The sequence below is a fragment of the Thermogemmatispora sp. genome (assembly GCF_042408735.1).
In the GTDB taxonomy this organism is placed as follows: Bacteria; Chloroflexota; Ktedonobacteria; order Ktedonobacterales; family Ktedonobacteraceae; genus Thermogemmatispora.
Map to the genome: position 1 here is coordinate 66,335 of NZ_JBHOQV010000047.1, position 14,793 is coordinate 81,127.

At 63.0% G+C, this 14,793-nt stretch carries 11 protein-coding genes; 3 read left to right on the forward strand and 8 right to left on the reverse strand.

The genetic code is table 11. From position 1 onward, the window contains the following. The first annotated feature begins 73 nt into the window (after positions 1–73). The 3 genes from ACFMO7_RS02965 (at position 74) to ACFMO7_RS02975 (ending at position 4,851) form a co-directional block, all read left to right on the forward strand. The gene (locus tag ACFMO7_RS02965) at positions 74–1,879 is read left to right on the forward strand and encodes a WD40/YVTN/BNR-like repeat-containing protein (protein WP_376794092.1); all 1,806 of its coding nucleotides are present in this window, start codon (positions 74–76) and stop codon (positions 1,877–1,879) included. Positions 1,880–1,897: 18 nt separating this feature from the next. Next, a complete protein-coding gene (locus ACFMO7_RS02970; protein ID WP_376794042.1) occupies positions 1,898–3,598 on the forward strand; it encodes an NAD(P)/FAD-dependent oxidoreductase in 1,701 nt (566 codons plus the stop codon). A 338-nt stretch (positions 3,599–3,936) separates the two neighbouring features. Beyond that, complete coding sequence (locus ACFMO7_RS02975) at positions 3,937–4,851, forward strand: class I SAM-dependent methyltransferase (RefSeq protein WP_376794043.1); 915 nt, start codon at positions 3,937–3,939, stop codon at positions 4,849–4,851. A gap of 25 nt (positions 4,852–4,876) precedes the next feature. On the opposite strand, the gene ACFMO7_RS02980 is transcribed toward ACFMO7_RS02975, so the two are convergent. The 8 genes from ACFMO7_RS02980 to ACFMO7_RS03015 all read right to left on the reverse strand — a co-directional run bounded on the left by ACFMO7_RS02980 (position 4,877) and on the right by ACFMO7_RS03015 (position 14,225). Continuing rightward, positions 4,877–5,992 (reverse strand): hypothetical protein, encoded by a 1,116-nt coding sequence (locus tag ACFMO7_RS02980; RefSeq protein ID WP_376794044.1) that lies wholly within the window; start codon positions 5,990–5,992, stop codon positions 4,877–4,879. A 4-nt stretch (positions 5,993–5,996) separates the two neighbouring features. Then, on the reverse strand, positions 5,997–8,246 hold the full coding sequence (locus tag ACFMO7_RS02985; protein WP_376794045.1) for a hypothetical protein: 2,250 nt from the start codon (positions 8,244–8,246) through the stop codon (positions 5,997–5,999). Positions 8,247–8,299: 53 nt separating this feature from the next. Then, the gene (locus ACFMO7_RS02990; RefSeq protein WP_376794046.1) at positions 8,300–10,207 is read right to left on the reverse strand and encodes a hypothetical protein; all 1,908 of its coding nucleotides are present in this window, start codon (positions 10,205–10,207) and stop codon (positions 8,300–8,302) included. Between the two features lie 300 nt (positions 10,208–10,507). Next, positions 10,508–12,016: a molybdopterin-dependent oxidoreductase gene (locus ACFMO7_RS02995; protein ID WP_376794047.1), complete on the reverse strand. Its 1,509-nt coding sequence runs from the start codon at positions 12,014–12,016 to the stop codon at positions 10,508–10,510. Positions 12,017–12,311: 295 nt separating this feature from the next. Further along, complete coding sequence (gene cutA / locus ACFMO7_RS03000) at positions 12,312–12,653, reverse strand: divalent-cation tolerance protein CutA (protein ID WP_376794048.1); 342 nt, start codon at positions 12,651–12,653, stop codon at positions 12,312–12,314. A 19-nt stretch (positions 12,654–12,672) separates the two neighbouring features. Beyond that, a complete protein-coding gene (locus tag ACFMO7_RS03005) occupies positions 12,673–12,813 on the reverse strand; it encodes a hypothetical protein (RefSeq protein WP_376794049.1) in 141 nt (46 codons plus the stop codon). 1 nt (position 12,814) lies between these two features. Further along, on the reverse strand, positions 12,815–13,639 hold the full coding sequence (locus tag ACFMO7_RS03010; RefSeq protein WP_376794050.1) for a hypothetical protein: 825 nt from the start codon (positions 13,637–13,639) through the stop codon (positions 12,815–12,817). Positions 13,640–13,670: 31 nt separating this feature from the next. Beyond that, a complete protein-coding gene (locus ACFMO7_RS03015; RefSeq protein WP_376794051.1) occupies positions 13,671–14,225 on the reverse strand; it encodes a multiprotein-bridging factor 1 family protein in 555 nt (184 codons plus the stop codon). Positions 14,226–14,793 lie beyond the last annotated feature (568 nt).

A 14,793-nucleotide genomic window follows, 5' to 3' on the forward strand; every position in this document is an offset into this window, starting at 1 on the left:
CTAACGGCGTCCCTTTCAGGGGGCGCCCGACCTGTGCCGCAAGCAACGAGGAAGGAGGTGTCTGCTGTTGAGCATGACAGCGGGCAGTGGAGCAACTCCAGACGAGCAGGGCTGGCGCGAGCTGGCGCTTCCGGAGCTGCCGACGCCGATCTATGCGCTGGCGCCGGCCCCGGGACGCCTCTGGGCCGGCGGCCTGGGGGGCGTGGCCTGCTATCGGAGCGCGGTGAGTGCCCTGGGGGAACGCGTTGAGGAGTGGGAGCCGGGGCCAGTGCTCTTGCCACCGGCCCCGGTGACGGTCCTGTGGGCCTACGGCAATCTCGTGCTGGCCGGTGGCAATGGGGGCCTGGCCTATTCCCTCACGGGTGGAGCCGGCTGGCAGCGCGCCGAGATCGAGGATGGGAGCGTTGGCGTGACGGTCCTGGCACCCTCGCCCCGCTTTGGAAGCGATAACACCTTGCTGGCCGGCACCCTGGCCAATGGCGTCTTGCGCAGTACCGACGGGGGCCGTAGCTGGCGCAACGTCTCCTTTGGTCTGCAAAGTCAGGAAATTACCGATCTGCTCTGGCTCGATGGCTCGACGGCGCTGCTGGCGACGGATGAGGGCCTCTATCGCTCGCGCGACGGCGGGCGTGGCTGGCGGCGCGTCCTGGAGAGCAGTGAGGGCGCGGTCGAGGCCCTGACGCGCCTGCCTGACGGGGGAGTGCTGGCGGTCCTGGAGAACGGCGCTCTTTTGCAGGCCGAGGCCGGGACCGAGGGCGAGCGCTGGCAGCCCCTAAAAGATCCAGATGGCCTGGAGGGGGTGCAGCCCCTCTCGCTCTTTACGACAGAGCGGGGAACGCTCTTGCTGGGCACGCAGCGCGGCCTCTTGCGCTCAGCCGACGGCGGGCGCGGCTGGCAGACGGTCGATGGTCGCCTGGTGCACGTCTTGCGCCAGGGACAGGGACGGCTCTACGCCGGCTGCGCCGAGGGCGTCTTGCTAAGCGAGGATGATGGCCAGAGCTGGCGTCCGCTGCCGACGCCGCCGCTGCATGATCTCCTGCGTCTGCAGCCCCAGGGTGAGCGGCTGTGGTTGCTGGGGACGCATACGGCGCCGCTTCAGCTCGAGCTGACCCCCAGAGATGAGGCGCCGACCTGGCAGCGCCTGCAAGGACTGACCCTGCCGCTGACGGGCTGCGCCGCCGTTGACGACGAGACGCTGCTGCTGGCCGGCCCCGAGGGCCTGCTGCGCCTCTGGCCGAGAAGTGGCGAGCATCAGCTCTTGCTGGCGGAACCCCTGGAGGGCAATACCCTGATCACCTGGGCCGGTGACGGCCCGGCTCGCCAGATCTGGGTGGCCAGCGGCAGCGGTCAGCGGCTCTGGCATAGCGCCAACGATGGGGCGAGCTGGCACCAACTGGCGCCCCCCTTTGGAGTGACGCCCCTGGTGGCGCTGCAGGCCACCCGCGAGCACCTGGTGGCGGCAACCTACGACCCACGACAGTACCATGTCTGCCTCTGGTATTCAACCGACGACGGGAGCACCTGGGTTCGTGGGCTGGAGGCTGATACCAACTGGCCCCTCGTGGCCAGTTGTGCCGAGCCGCTGGCCCTGGGCGTGGGCAATATCTTGCTGGTCGCCCAGCCCGACGGCACCTGGCGCCGTAGCCCGGTCGGCCACGGCGGCGGCGGTATTCGGCGCGTGGTCTCCTGCCTGCATGAGGGCTTGCGCCTGCTCTTCGTCCTGGCGGGCGGCGGTATCTTCCGCTCGCACGATCTGGGCCAGAGCTGGCAGGCCCAGCATGAGGGGCTGCCGCTGGTGCGCATCGCCGATATTGCCTGCACTTCGACACGGCTCTGGGCCTTGCTCAGCGGAGGGGTGATCTGTCAACGTCGCCTCTAGGGAGAGGAGGCACGCACCATGACAAAGCGCTACGATGTGGTCATTATCGGCGGCGGGCCGGCAGGCAGCACGGTAGCGGCCCTGACCCGCCGCTATGCTCCGCAGTTGCGTCTGCTGCTGCTGGAAAAAGAGATCTTTCCCCGCCATCATGTGGGGGAGTCGCTGTTAGCGGGGGCCTCGCCGGTCTTGGAGGAAATGGGGGCCTACGAGAAGGTGGCCAGGGCGGGCTTTCTGGAGAAGCTGGGAGCCACCTTCATTTGGGGGCGCAACCGTGAGCCGTGGGGCTTCGAGTTCGATGAGCTGGTCTCGCAGCTCGTGGCCCAGGGCAAGCGCCTGCCGCGCCTCTATACACGGGCCTGGCAGGTGCGGCGGGCCGAATACGATGAGCTGCTGTTGCGCCATGCCGCCAGCCTGGGGGTCGAGGTCCGCCAGGGAGCGCGCGTCACGCGCGTGCTCTGGGAGCGGGAGCCGGAGGCGACCCCGCCCTCTGATGGCCAGATGCCCCGCGCCATCGGCGTTGAGTTTGTCACCGAGCGCGGCCCCCAGACTGTTTTGTGCGAGTGGCTGCTTGACTGCAGCGGACAGCAGGCCCTGCTCGGCCATGCGCTCAAGCTGCGCGAGTACGACGAGCAGATGAACAATTACGCTCTCTTCGCCTATTGGCAGGGAGCGAAGTGGCTCTACGAGTATACGGGCTACCCCGAGCTGACGCGCATCTGCATCATTACGACGCCCCGCGGCTGGATCTGGTATATCCCCTTGAAGCGCGATGTGATGAGCGTCGGCTTCGTTACCCATCGCCAGACGCTGAAGGAGATGGCGGCAGGACCGGAGCAGCTCTATCTGGAGGAGCTACAGGACTGTCCCGAGGTGCGCGATTTGCTGAAAGAAGCTCGTCTGACGCGAATCGCTGCTGATCAGCGGCGCGATGTATGCGCTATTCAGGACTGGTCCTACCGCAGCCGTCAGCTCAGTGGGCCGGGCTGGGCCCTGGTTGGCGACGCGGCGGGCTTTGTCGATCCGATTCTCTCGTCGGGCGTCATGCTGGCACATGAACTGGGACAGAAGGCCGCCTATACGCTGGTCTCAAGCTTCGCCGCTGACAGCGACGAGCAGATCCGGCGCTATTGGGAGTTTTATGCCCAGACCTATCGCACCTATTTGCAAGCCTATCGCGATATGGCAGCCTTCTGGTACAGCAATAACTTTTCGCTGGATAGCTGGTTCTGGCAGGCGCGGCGCATCCTGGCGCGCAGCGGCAGCGAGCTGAATCTCTCCGATCGCCAGGCCTTTACGCGCCTGGCCTCGGGCTACGCGACGCGGGCGGAGTCGCTGAGCCTCTTTGGCAGCTATCCCCTGCACGAGGCGCAGCAATTGGTGAACGGCCTCTTCGGCGCCCCCTATCGGCGCGAGGAGCTGGCGGCCCAGTATGCTGGCCGTCCTCTGCGCTTGAAGGAAGCCGAGCTGAGCGACGGCCTCTACTACTATCAGGGGGCGCTCCGGCAGACGCGGCGCGTGGTCAATCGTCGGACGCAGCGCTATCTGGATCTGCATCCCGGTGAGGAGGTTCTGCTCTCGCTCTTCGATGGCGCTCATACCCTGGCTGACCTGGAAGAGGCCGTCGGGGCGCTGGAAGCCCTGCCGAAGACAGCACGCCTGCCGCTGCGCTCGGGCCTCGACCTGCTGGTGCAACTGGAGATGATCGGCGTCTTAGACTAAGAGCTGCCCTTCCAGTGGACCCTGGCTGCGCGGCGCAAATGAGCGCTCGCGAGATGGGCGAGGCTGCCTGCTTCCCGCGGCGGGTAGCCTCGCCCGCTTTTGGAGCTTTGACTGGATCTGCTGCCATATTCGTCGGCTCTGCCGCCGTAAAGTTCAGGCAAACAATCAAGCGATCTGCGATTTGAGCCGATCCTTCCATTTTTGAGCGAAGGCAGAGTATACTCTCTAATGAGCAAGGGGAGCATGCTGTTCTCTTTGCATCTTCTTTGGCCTGGCATGCGAGAAGAGCGTGGAGCTGCCAGGGAGCACCTTACCATACTGTCATGAAGGAGGTCAGGATGCCTTTATGGGGCCTGTTCAGGAGAACGCGGCGTTTACCAGCTATCAGGACTGGTGAGTGGGAGCAGGCTCGGCGGGAAGGGCGCTCGTTGGAGGAGCAACAGCGGTGGCAGCGTCGCTATCTGCAGGATGTCCCCTATGCCTTACCGAAAGATGAAGCCGAGATCGACCGCCTCAACTTTCAGCATTACGCCCTCATGAGTGTGCAGAAGCAGCACATTATTGCGCCTCTGGAGGACTATCCCCGGGCGATTCTCGATGTGGGATGTGGCACGGGACTCTGGGCGCGCGAGGTAGGGCAGCGCTATCCGCTGTGCCGGGTGGTCGGAGTCGATGTTGAGCCACCCGAGCGCTTGCCAACGGTACCGGCCAACGTTGATTATGTCTACGGCGACGTTCTCAAAGGGCTGCCCTTCGCGGAGAACAGCTTTGATCTGGTCCATCAGCGTTTGCTGATTCTGGCGGTGCCGGCCCAGTCCTGGCCGCAGGTGCTGGGCGAGTTGTTGCGGCTGGCGCGTCCTGGCGGCTGGCTGCAGTTGACGGAGGCGGGCATGTATTTCAATCGCCCGGGACCAAGCTCGGCGCGCCTGCGTGACCTGGTCAATCGGGCCATCGCTGGCTGGGGCTTTGACCCATTGATTGCTCTCAATCTGCCGGCCCTGCTGGCGCAGGCGGGAGCCGTCGCGGTGGAGAAGCGGACCTATGGCGTGCTGATGGGAGAGGCCGGCGGCCAGGGTGGGCGCTTGCTGGAGAAGGACATGCTGGCTGTGATGTCGGCGCTCACCGAGCGGGTGGCCGCCTTTATGCCGGTCGAGGAATGGCGCGAGCTGTTGGCCTCGCTGCCGGAGGAATGGCGCACCTACGGAACAGAGTTCGAGTTTCATGTCACGGTGGGGCGCAAGCCTTTGCGCTGAGGGGGCTGGAACGGCCTGACCTGGCTCAAGCAAGGCTGCTGCGGCCGGGCCGTTCCATGAGCCGCACGCCCAGGGGCTGAAGAGCCGCCTCGACAAGGGGCCGGTCTTCGGCGGCGATCGCCCGCCAGCGGTAGGGCCGTGCGTCCTTGGGGTCCTTGGGCTGCTGCTCGCCGAGGGCCTGCAGCAGGCGATATTCGCGTCGGGGCAGCCGGCTCTCCAGGTGCAGCGCCAGGGGGCCGCCGGGGGCTGTCGCTATCCACTCGGCCTGGTTAAGCCGGCCGGCGGCCTGGTCGAGGGCGTAGCAGAAGCGCGGGATGTTGTGGTCTGCTGCTAGCTCTTGCTCCTGACGAAGGCGCCCCTGGTCCAACAGGGCGATGCTGTAGCGCCAGATCTGCTGTGGCTGGGACTGGCGCCAGCGCAGCAGGTAGCGCCCCTGGGCGCTGCGCTGCTGCGCCAGCGGCTGCCAGCGTTTTTCCTGGGGCCCGCTGGCCCAGGGAAGGTAGATCTCGATCTGGTCGCTCTCGTCAGGGGGCCTGTCAACGTTGGTGAGCGGGATGTGTTGGAAGAAGAGGTTTAGCTCCTGCAGGCTGGGAGCCTGGGGACCAAGCCAACTGGCCAGGCTCTGAAAGGCGAAGGGCCAGTTGCGGCCCGCGGAAGAGGGCAGCAGGCGCAGGGTCTGGTGTAGCCTGAGCTGCTGTCGCAGGGCTTCTGGCAGGAGGAGGGAAGGCAGCCCTCCGGCAAGCACATAGCGACTGCCTAGAGGCACAAGGCGGGCCGGTGCCGGTAGCCAGCACTCCTTCGCCTGTGAGAGCATGAGAAGGTCGCCTTGCTCATGCAGGCGCTTCAGCATGGAGGGCTGAAGGAGCGAGCTGGCGCCAGCGGCCTCCGCCGGCCTGACGGCCCCGGCCTCGGCATAGGGCTGCAGTATCTGGCGTGCCCGATAGAGCAGGGTGCGCCCGGAAACAGCGGCTTCCAGACTGAGTGGCCTTCCCCGACCTCGGCTCAAGGCCCACAAGGCGACGCGCACGGCCTCGGCCTGCAGAGCCAGCAATGGGGCTTCGAATCTGCCGACTAGCTGATATGCAATGTGCTTTCTGGCTTCTTCTCTCTCGATCTGGACGATCTCGATCTCTAGACTCATGACTCTAGCTCTCCTCTCTGACCGGTACTCCTGCCTGTGCCGGGGGAGCCTCAAACGGGCTTCTGAAGACTCTGTTGATGTCAATATCGCATTGAAAGCTGGTGGCAGCCTGCTGGAGAAGGCGCATGACGTTCCCGGCCTGCCCAGCGCTCTGCTCATCATCGTTGGGTTCGCCGATAGGCGCTTGCCTGACGATCTGGCGCCAGTGCTGCCAGTTTTGAGCCGCGACTGCCCGCCGGGGCGGGGGAGCGGCCGCCGCCCCGTTGGGGCTTGAGGCCCGCGGGCTGAGTAGGGGATAGGCGAGCCAGCTCTCGCAGATGCGGGGCAAAGGCAGGCTATGCTCGTCGCCATCGCAGGTGGCGGCCAGTAGCAGGTTGACTGGCCAGCGGAAGGCGGCTAGACGACGGTAGGGATCGTTGGGGTCGAGGAGCTGAGGATGAAAGAGCGGGACCGGAAGGGCGCTTCCATCAGGTCGCTGCTGCAGGACAATGTATTGCTGCAAAAGTGGTACGTAGACTGGAAAGCCAGGCACGCGGTCTAGCCCTTCGAGGACAACCAGGGCCAGCTCCGCAGGATGGTCCTCGGCCCAGAGTACGACGTCGGCTAGAACGGAGCTACCTGGGCGAAAGAGACGCTCCTGGCTGCTGAGCTGCCCAAAGAGATCAAGGGGCTGCACCGCCGTTAGGGGAATGGGAACGCGGCAGAGGCGCCCGGCGCTGAGGACCAGGCTGAGGGCTTCCAGGGTGGCCAGTGCGTAGGGACCGCTGAGGGTGGGAATCAGGCCCGCCAGGAGAGCAAGCAGACAGGCACGCACGGCCTCGGCCCTGACGCCGCTTCGCTGGGCCGCCGGGCGGACGGTCGGCAGCTTGAGCAGGGTGGCGGCCTCGGAAATGGTCTCGCCCGGCCCGGCTTCAGCTAGCCCCGACCAGAGCATCTCGGCACTGGGTTGGGGGGCCGCTGGCGCACGCCGGCTGGTGGTTCCGCCGTCTCTGCTGCCTCCCGCGCCCACCAGCCAGGATCCAAGAAGAGCCTGGCTCAGGATCTCTAGCGGCTCTCGGCGCAGCTCTTCCAGGCGCCGCTGGATGCGTTCTTCAAGGTCTCGTTGCTGCTTTTCTTGTTCTTGTATCTGCTTCTTTTTAGATTCCAATTCTTGATCACATAATTCCAGATATTCTTCTTTGTATTGGATCTCTGATTTGAGAGAGTCAAGCTTTTGCTTATATTCATCTATCTTTTGGGTTTGCTCATCCCTGAGGGAGGCAAGCTCTCTCTCGATCTCTTCCTCCTGCTTACAGCGGAACTGCGCTATTTCTTGCTGGGCCTCCTGATAGGCGCTCTCGCGTGCTTTCTGGCTGGCGGCGTTGATCTGCTGCTGAACTTTGGGAAGCTGTAGCACGAAGTCGATGAACTCCTCCCGGGCGGTGAAGGCCTCGTCTGCCTCTTTGAGCAAGGCACGGGCGCGTGCGAGCGTATCCGGAGCCTGGGGGAAAGCCAGCGTCTCCGCCTCTGGGGAGCCGAGGAAGCGCTTGACAGCTTTGAGAACCGACATGTCAAGGTCTTTGACCTGAGGCAGCGTCTGACAGGCGCTGATGACCTTGCTGATGACATAATCCGGGGGCGACCAGTCCTGCTGCTCGGTGCCGCCTCGGGGCGTTCTTGTCAGGAGGTGCAGGTGCTCGCCGTTCTCAAGCTGGAACGTGATAAGATCCTGCTTGTTCGGCGTCAGATCATAGACGGTCACGTGCAACCCCTGGCTGCGATTGACGTAAGCTTGAGGCTGAAGCCGCTGGTAGTCGAGGGGGATCGGGCCGTAGAGCTGTTGCCCATGCTGGATATAGATAATTCTCGTATAGCATGGAGTGGCGAGAAGCTGGCTAAGCTTGTGGGGAAGCCGCTCCCGCGGGACAGCGCTCCAATTCAGCACCTGGGCCAGATCCTCTGCCACGAGTAAAGAAGGGGTGCCAGAAATACGGTAGTGTGCGTAGGTCGGACGGTCTTTGTTGTGGTGTTCGCGCTCCGGAGTCGGTTCGACCCAGAAGCTGTAGAGCAGCTCTGTCGTCCATTCGCTCTGCCCAAGTGGCCAGGCAACCTTACCGGGGTTGGGAAAGAGTTCTTTGCGGGCCTGCCGTGGTAGTGGCTCCCAGACCTCTGTTTCATCATTCCAAAATGCGAGTGGAGTGAGAAAAGCGACATTCTGTTTTTCATCGTCTTTCGCAATGATCCCGATCCATTGATAGCTTTCCACATCGGACATGGCTGAGACCTTTCCATCAAAGAGCATAAAAGCGCACAGCAGATGAAAGACGGCTATGGTGCTGACTTCCCCGCGAAGAGGGCAGCGAGGCGGGCCGCTAGCCAGGGAGGCAGACGGCAGGTCAGCAGGCGTCTCAGGGCCAGGAAGAGCGCTGGATCGCTCCGGCGAACGGCCCGCTCGAGGGTCTCTAGCTGCTGCCGCAGCCGAGGCGAGAGGGCTGCTGAGCAAGCAAGCCTATCTGCTGGAGTCGCTGGCCCCGCTGCTGTGGCCCAGCGACTGAGCCAGAGCAACTGCGCGCGCAAGGAGGGGCTTATCCCTGGTGGCTCCACCTGCCTCACAAGCGTCAACTCCAGGCAGCCTAGCCCTCCCCCGTCGAGGATCAGGCGGGCCTGGCTGGACTGGGAGAGGGCTGGCCAGATCTGCTGCCTCCAGCGCTCCGTGAGCTGCTCGCCCGTTGTCACGCGAAAGAAGGCCCGATCGTGGTGCCAGACCGGGCCAGCGGTGCACCAGCGCCAGGAGATGGCCACAGGCAAACCTGCCGGAGCCAGCTCCCACCGCAGAGTGGCTGCCTCTTCTGCCGTGTTCACCCGAAGCTGGAACCCTGAAGTCTCCCTGGCAGCCTCGGCTGTCGGACAGAAAACCGCGAACTCCTGGCGGCTCCCGTCCGCCCCGACTGCCGCACAACGCAGGCCGTCCAGCAGGGCGGGCGACCAGCAGTCCGGCCCATACTCCTCACCAACGGAGTCGATGGCAATATCGAGGTATTTCCCTTGCCTGCCCTCTTTGAGGGAATACGTTCCTGGCGTCAGGCCATCCAGGGCCAGGTAGGTCGTCGCTCCCGATGAGAGAGCCAACCTCCAGCGCTTTTCCGGAAGGTGATCCTGGTCGCGGGGAGAGAGCCGCAGGTCAAGCGTCGCCGAGTACGCTGACCCGAAAGCTGCTGTTGCAAAGCAGGCGGGCGGACTGTAGCTCACAATTACCTTGCTCTGAGCGCGCAGCCGAGACGGTTCGCTCTCGGGCAGTGCCAGCGGCGGACTGACCAGGCTCAGCGACCAGTGGGGCAGCAGCAGCTTCAGTCCGCTGTAGCGGGACCAGCGCTCGAGATCCTTCTGAACTTCCTCCCGGGTGAGGTCAGCGACGGCTAATGTCAATTGCCACAACTGCCAGCCAGCGACAGGGGGACCCACTGGGCGTGTCTTACCGGGCCAGCTCTCGAGCAGTTCCTTTTGCGCCTCAAGGTCGCTCCGCACCAGCCAGTACAGGAGCAGATCCTGCTCGATGGTCAGGCATTTGTCCCGGGTCTGGTGCTGAAGCAGCTTCGTATCCTCGGCCTCGCTGAAAAATTCCCCGGACCATATCCCGCTGAGGCCGCTTGTGGAAGGAGCCTCCCTGAGAGGCTGGCACCCTGAGCTGTGCCGGCAGAAGAGTTGGTAGGCTTCTTTCTGAGGAGGGACGGGCAAATAGCTATTGAACGCCAGATCTGACAAGGGCAAGTGTAGGGGGGTGTCTGCCTGGCCCGCCTGGAGAAAAGCCGAGTTCCCGTAGGTCATCCGCAGCCTGTCTAGCTCCGTCCAGACTTCGCCGGGCAAAGCCACCAGGTCAAGGTAGAGCTGCCAGCTCTCCTGCCGCTCATTGACCAGCAGCAGCAGAGGTAGGCCGTGGGGCCTTTCACTCTCCTCGTCTTCTTCCTCCGCCTCTACTTCAGGAAATCTTGCGGTCGAGGAAGAGGTCTGCTTTCCAGGCGCGTAAGTCTGGAGAGTGTGCAGAAAGTTGCGGTCTTGCAAAACGTGAAAGGTGTTCCGGGGAAGTGGAACGCCACAGTTGCGGCCTCGTTCGGTAGGAAAGTCCAGTCCCGTCTGTTTCAGCCAATCCAGTCCCTGGGGACTGATCTGCAGCGTGCCGTACCTTTGGCCAGCGATAAGATAATAATGGCCGTCGTGGGCCTGGAAAAGCTTGGTCATAGCCACCCTCCTGCTCGTTCGGCTCCGCTGCCGCAAGCAGCCGGTGATGGACGGACTGGTAGCGACGGTCCTGCGGCTGCCATGAGCGGGATAGCGGGCAGGAAGGGCAGGTCACGTCACCGAGCTGGTGGCTACCAGGTGGCGGCTGCTTCTTCAGGCAGGCGCGTAGGAGCTGCGAGAAAGCGTGCTCTCCACCCGACTTCTCTATCGATGATGGGCTATTATATTCGATTTCGGCTATGAGCAGCAAGGGCCGGCGGCTCTTCCTCGCTGAAAAACGGAGAGGTCAGGGGCCGATAATTAGATTTCTGCCCCCCGTCCATAAAACTGAAAATCCTCGCGAAAGCCGCCCTGACCCAGGCCCACGTTACGGAAATCTGCCACCAGCTCGATGGCCTGCAAGTACTTCACCATTTTGTAGCCCAGCAGCGTTTCGACACGCAAACGCAGCGGTGCCCCATGCTCGGGTGGCAACGGCTGCCCATTCATTTCGTAAGCCAGAATCGTCTGCGGGTGGCGGGCCAGTTCCAGGTCGAGCACTTCATAGTAGTGGACCGCATGAGCCTCCTGCAGCTCTGGGCGCACCGCCTGTCTGCCGCGCTGCAGCGAATGGAAGACCAGATAACGTGCCTCGGGCAGCGGCTGACATAAACGCAGAATCTCGCTGACGGGCACGCCTCCCCATTGGGCGATGCCGGTCCATCCCTGGATACAATTATGGCGCGTGATCTGCGTCTGTTTTGGCAGCGCCCGCAGCTCGGTCAGCGAGAGGCTCAACGGGCGTGCCACCAGTCCCCGGATCTCCAGGCGCCAATCGCGGAAGCCGGTCCGCTGCAGCCGTGCGTACTCCTCGTCGTCGGGCGGACGCCCGTTGACCCAGAAATAGGAGGTAATGGCCGTTGGCTTGTAGTGTTGGCGGGAAACCGCGCGGTGGAGCAGCCGCCGACGCAGCGGATCGACCAGCGCGCCCAGCGCGTGCTGGATGAGGCGCCGATGACGTAAGGAAAAGAAGGAGGCCCAGATGTAGAAAGCCAGCACCGCTAACAGGGCCACAATGGCGATCCCGACCGCCAGAGTCAAGTTGCCCTGGGGGCTGCCCAGCACAATATTACGTATGTTCTCGGGGAAATGAACGATCAGCACCAGCGCTGTGTGAAGCGCGGTGAAACCAACCACGGCAGCCAGACCCAAGAAATGCAGGCTGCGCGCTCCCTGGCGCCCTCCGAACAGGCGGACGTACCAGGGAAAGCGCCCCTCGATAGCCGGAGACTGAGCTGCCCCCGTCAGAATGAGGAACGGGCCGAGCAGAAAGACCACCGCCGCATAGGTCAACTGCTGCAGAGGATCGTAAGGGCGGAAATCGCTGCTGGGTGGCACGTGGAGCGTCAGGTAAGTGACCAGGGTCTGGGCGGCGCGTGGAAAGATCGACCAGGAAGTTGGGATCAGGCGCGTCCACTCGCCTGTCGCAAAGAGCAGCAGGATGTAAATCAGGCCGTTGGCGATCCAGAAAATGACGCTAAAAAAGTGCCAGTGACGCCCCAGGCCGAGGTTGTCCCCGCCGGGCAGAGCCAGCCAGGGCGAGGCAGCCAGCTCGTCGTCGGTTGAAGTATAGAGGCCGTGAGAAGGCACTCGACACCGCGTGAAGCGTAGCCAGGAGCGATGCGGGTCCGAGCTATCGTCCCAGTAGAGACGCGGGTGGGCCGCCAGAATCTGAATGCCGCTGCGCACGAGCAGGCCGATGAAGAAGAGATTCAAGAAATGGTTCAGCCGCAGCCAGAGCGGAAAACTCAGCGAAGCCAGGGCGAGCATAGGAATCCTGGTCTCCTTTCCCGAGGCGATAAGAGGGAAGCTGGCGCAGTCGCTTATCTCTACCATGCATGGAGATCGCTCTACTCTCAATACGTGGCTCGGGCTTTGAAGGAGACTCTGCTATCGCTGCCGGGATTGCGAGAGCGGCTGTACGCCGGATGTGCTGGGAGATGGACAGACAACATGGAGAACATATTGCGTGAAGCAGCGGATGTAGGCTGTTTTCGGGGGCGGACAGGAGGGGAACAAGGCCGACTCCTGTCCGCGCTTGAGGGCGCTCCTCAACCCCTCTTGCTCACTCTGTGGTGCTGCTCGCGGGAGGCGTCGTCTCAGCCGCCAGCCAGCGCAAGTACCCCTCGCTACCGGCTACGAGCGGCACGGCGACAATCTCCGGCTCCTCGTAGGAATGGACTGCACGGATGGCCTGCTCGACAGCGCCGTAGAGGTCGGCGCGCGTCTTGGCGCTACAGAGCCATTCTTGAGCCTGTTCGATCTGGCCCTGCCACCAGTAGACGCTCTGGATGGGTCCAGAGATCTGGACACAGGCGGCCAGACGCTGCTCGACAAGCTGGCGGGCGATCTCGCGCGCGCCCTCTTCCGAATCGATCGTTGTGCGTACCTCAAGAAACTCTGCCATTGTCTGCGCGATCCTTCCTTTAACCTGGGGCGGGCAACGGATTGAAAAAATCGTGGGCCAGCCGCTGGATCTGTGGCTCGTGCTGCCAGGAGAGCGGCACCCGTTGAAAGACTTCGAGCATCTCATTATAGCGTTTCTGGCTGCCCAGCGTCAGGGCCATCTCAGCCCCCTGGCGTACATAGCGGACGAAGAGATCCAGCTCTCCGATCAGGCGGGCGGCGTCGGCCCGATAAATCATTGACTCGTTGCTGGCGCGTTCTGAGACCGAGGGGGTGGCGAGGCTCAGCTCCATAGCCTGCCAGCCGCGCTGTTGATAGCCAGAGTTGGAGTAGTGAGCGCTCAGCTCGAGGCACATCTTTCCCTCCCACTGGTAGAGCACATTCAAGGCCGCATTCGGCGTAGGCGAAGCTGGGATCGAGTTCTGGGCGAGTAGGGAAAGCGTCCTGAGCGACCGTCATAAAGTGAAGCGCCTGACGCTCGTCACCGCACTGGGCATAGGCCTCGGCCAGTCCCATCGCTACATCGCTGCGCAGTAGCCAAGAGTGGGTGCCCAGCACGCGCAGCGCCTCCTCAAAGACCGCAATTGCCTTGCGGGGCTGACGTGGGCGATAGCAGAACGAATACGTATAGCCGAGATACATGAGTGCTGCGCACTCCAGGCGCTCATCGGCGGCAGCGCGACTGCAGCGAATGGCCTCCAGACAGTAGCGTTCACGTCCAGCGATGTCCATGCGGTGCATCGCCAGGATGGCCTGCAGAATGGCGGCCTGCGTGGCCAGGCGAGCTGCCACCCGCTGGTAGCGCGTCGTTTGCCGCGCCATGAGCATTAAGGTTGGGGCAAAACGCGGGAGAATCTCGCGGACGGTAGCCAGACCATTGCCCTTCAGCAGATGCCAGCAGGCGGCCAGGCTGGCAGAGCACTGGGGAAGGAACTCTTCGGCGAGTAGCTCGTTCGTCCACTCCGGGTGGTGCCAGGAGAGCAACACCGTCGGAAGAGCAGCGATGGTGACCAGCGCCTCACGCCGCGATAGGCTCTAACTTTTCCTGCCTGCTATCGTGTTGAAGTCTATCGTCGATCATGGCTAACTCCTGATCGATCAGTGCCTGTAACTCTTCACAGGCGAGTGCATGGCCCTGCCAGGAGCTGATCATCCGCACGATCTGCGCTAGCTTGATGCCGAGCCAGGTAGCGAGATCGCCCAGCTCTGAGTCCTGCCTGGCTGGGGACAAAGCCAACGTTATCACACGAGCAGGCTGAGCGAGTGGCTTGGGAAAGGAGGCAGCGGCATACGGCTCTGGCATTGCTGCGGCGGAGGGCGATGACTCGATAAAGCCAAGCTGCTCCGCAGTAAGCTCAAAGATCAGACAGAGTTTCTCTCGATAGTATGGGCTTGGCCTGCGTTTCCCCCTCTCCCAGCGAGCAATCTCTTTAGCTGTGACCGCCACTCCAGGAAAGCCCTGCTGTAGCTCAAGAGCCAGCCGCTGGCGTGACCAGCCGCGCAGCTCGCGCGCACGCTTGAGCAACTGGTTGGCCTGCTTGAGTGGAGGTGCTTCTCTGGTCCCTTCGCTCATCGCCGCTCTCACTTTCAGTGTACTCAGCAAGCGACCGTCTTTCAAGAATATTTCGTGCAGAAGCCGTATGAGGCTCGCTGGCCCCCCTATTGGCCCCTGCCCTGGATGCTCCTGGCCCCGTTGCTGCTCCCGTGCTGGCTCCTCGCGGGAGGTTCCTGGCGTTCAAGGGGTGTGCTATGCTTCGAGCGAAATACGACAGCCGTATGCAGAAATTATATGCCAGAGATATTATATGTCAATATATAAGCAATAGGTTGCACATGGTGACACTAGATGTCTGGTTACTCTGCACGATTGCCCTGCTCTGTCTGCTCTGTGGACTCATCCTGGGTGTCTGGCTGACACGCCCGTCGTTCTCCTATCTGAGGTCTTAGCCCAGGCCCGGGCGATGGAGAGAGGCAGGTCGAAGCGAAGGGCCTTCTCTTCCTCACCAGGGAGGAAGAGACGCATGGGTTCTCTGCTCTTGGAGAAGGGCTTGTCTGTCTGCGGACCTTCCAGGGGGACAGACAAAACTCTTCGCTGAGCTGGATCCGGCTTCTCTCCTCCTGCTAAATGGCCTGCCAGACGG

Coding starts and splice junctions, on each gene's coding strand:
- ACFMO7_RS02970 (WP_376794042.1), top strand. CDS start 1,898: ATGACAAAGCGCTACGATGTGGTCATTATCGGCGGCGGGCCGGCAGGC.
- ACFMO7_RS03005 (WP_376794049.1), bottom strand. CDS start 12,813: ATGGCCCTGACGCTGGGCAGCCAGAAACGCTATAATGAGATGCTCGAA.
- ACFMO7_RS02975 (WP_376794043.1), top strand. CDS start 3,937: ATGCCTTTATGGGGCCTGTTCAGGAGAACGCGGCGTTTACCAGCTATC.
- ACFMO7_RS02990 (WP_376794046.1), bottom strand. CDS start 10,207: ATGACCAAGCTTTTCCAGGCCCACGACGGCCATTATTATCTTATCGCT.
- ACFMO7_RS02995 (WP_376794047.1), bottom strand. CDS start 12,016: ATGCTCGCCCTGGCTTCGCTGAGTTTTCCGCTCTGGCTGCGGCTGAAC.
- ACFMO7_RS03015 (WP_376794051.1), bottom strand. CDS start 14,225: ATGAGCGAAGGGACCAGAGAAGCACCTCCACTCAAGCAGGCCAACCAG.
- ACFMO7_RS02985 (WP_376794045.1), bottom strand. CDS start 8,246: ATGTCCGATGTGGAAAGCTATCAATGGATCGGGATCATTGCGAAAGAC.
- ACFMO7_RS02965 (WP_376794092.1), top strand. CDS start 74: ATGACAGCGGGCAGTGGAGCAACTCCAGACGAGCAGGGCTGGCGCGAG.
- cutA (WP_376794048.1), bottom strand. CDS start 12,653: ATGGCAGAGTTTCTTGAGGTACGCACAACGATCGATTCGGAAGAGGGC.
- ACFMO7_RS02980 (WP_376794044.1), bottom strand. CDS start 5,992: ATGAGTCTAGAGATCGAGATCGTCCAGATCGAGAGAGAAGAAGCCAGA.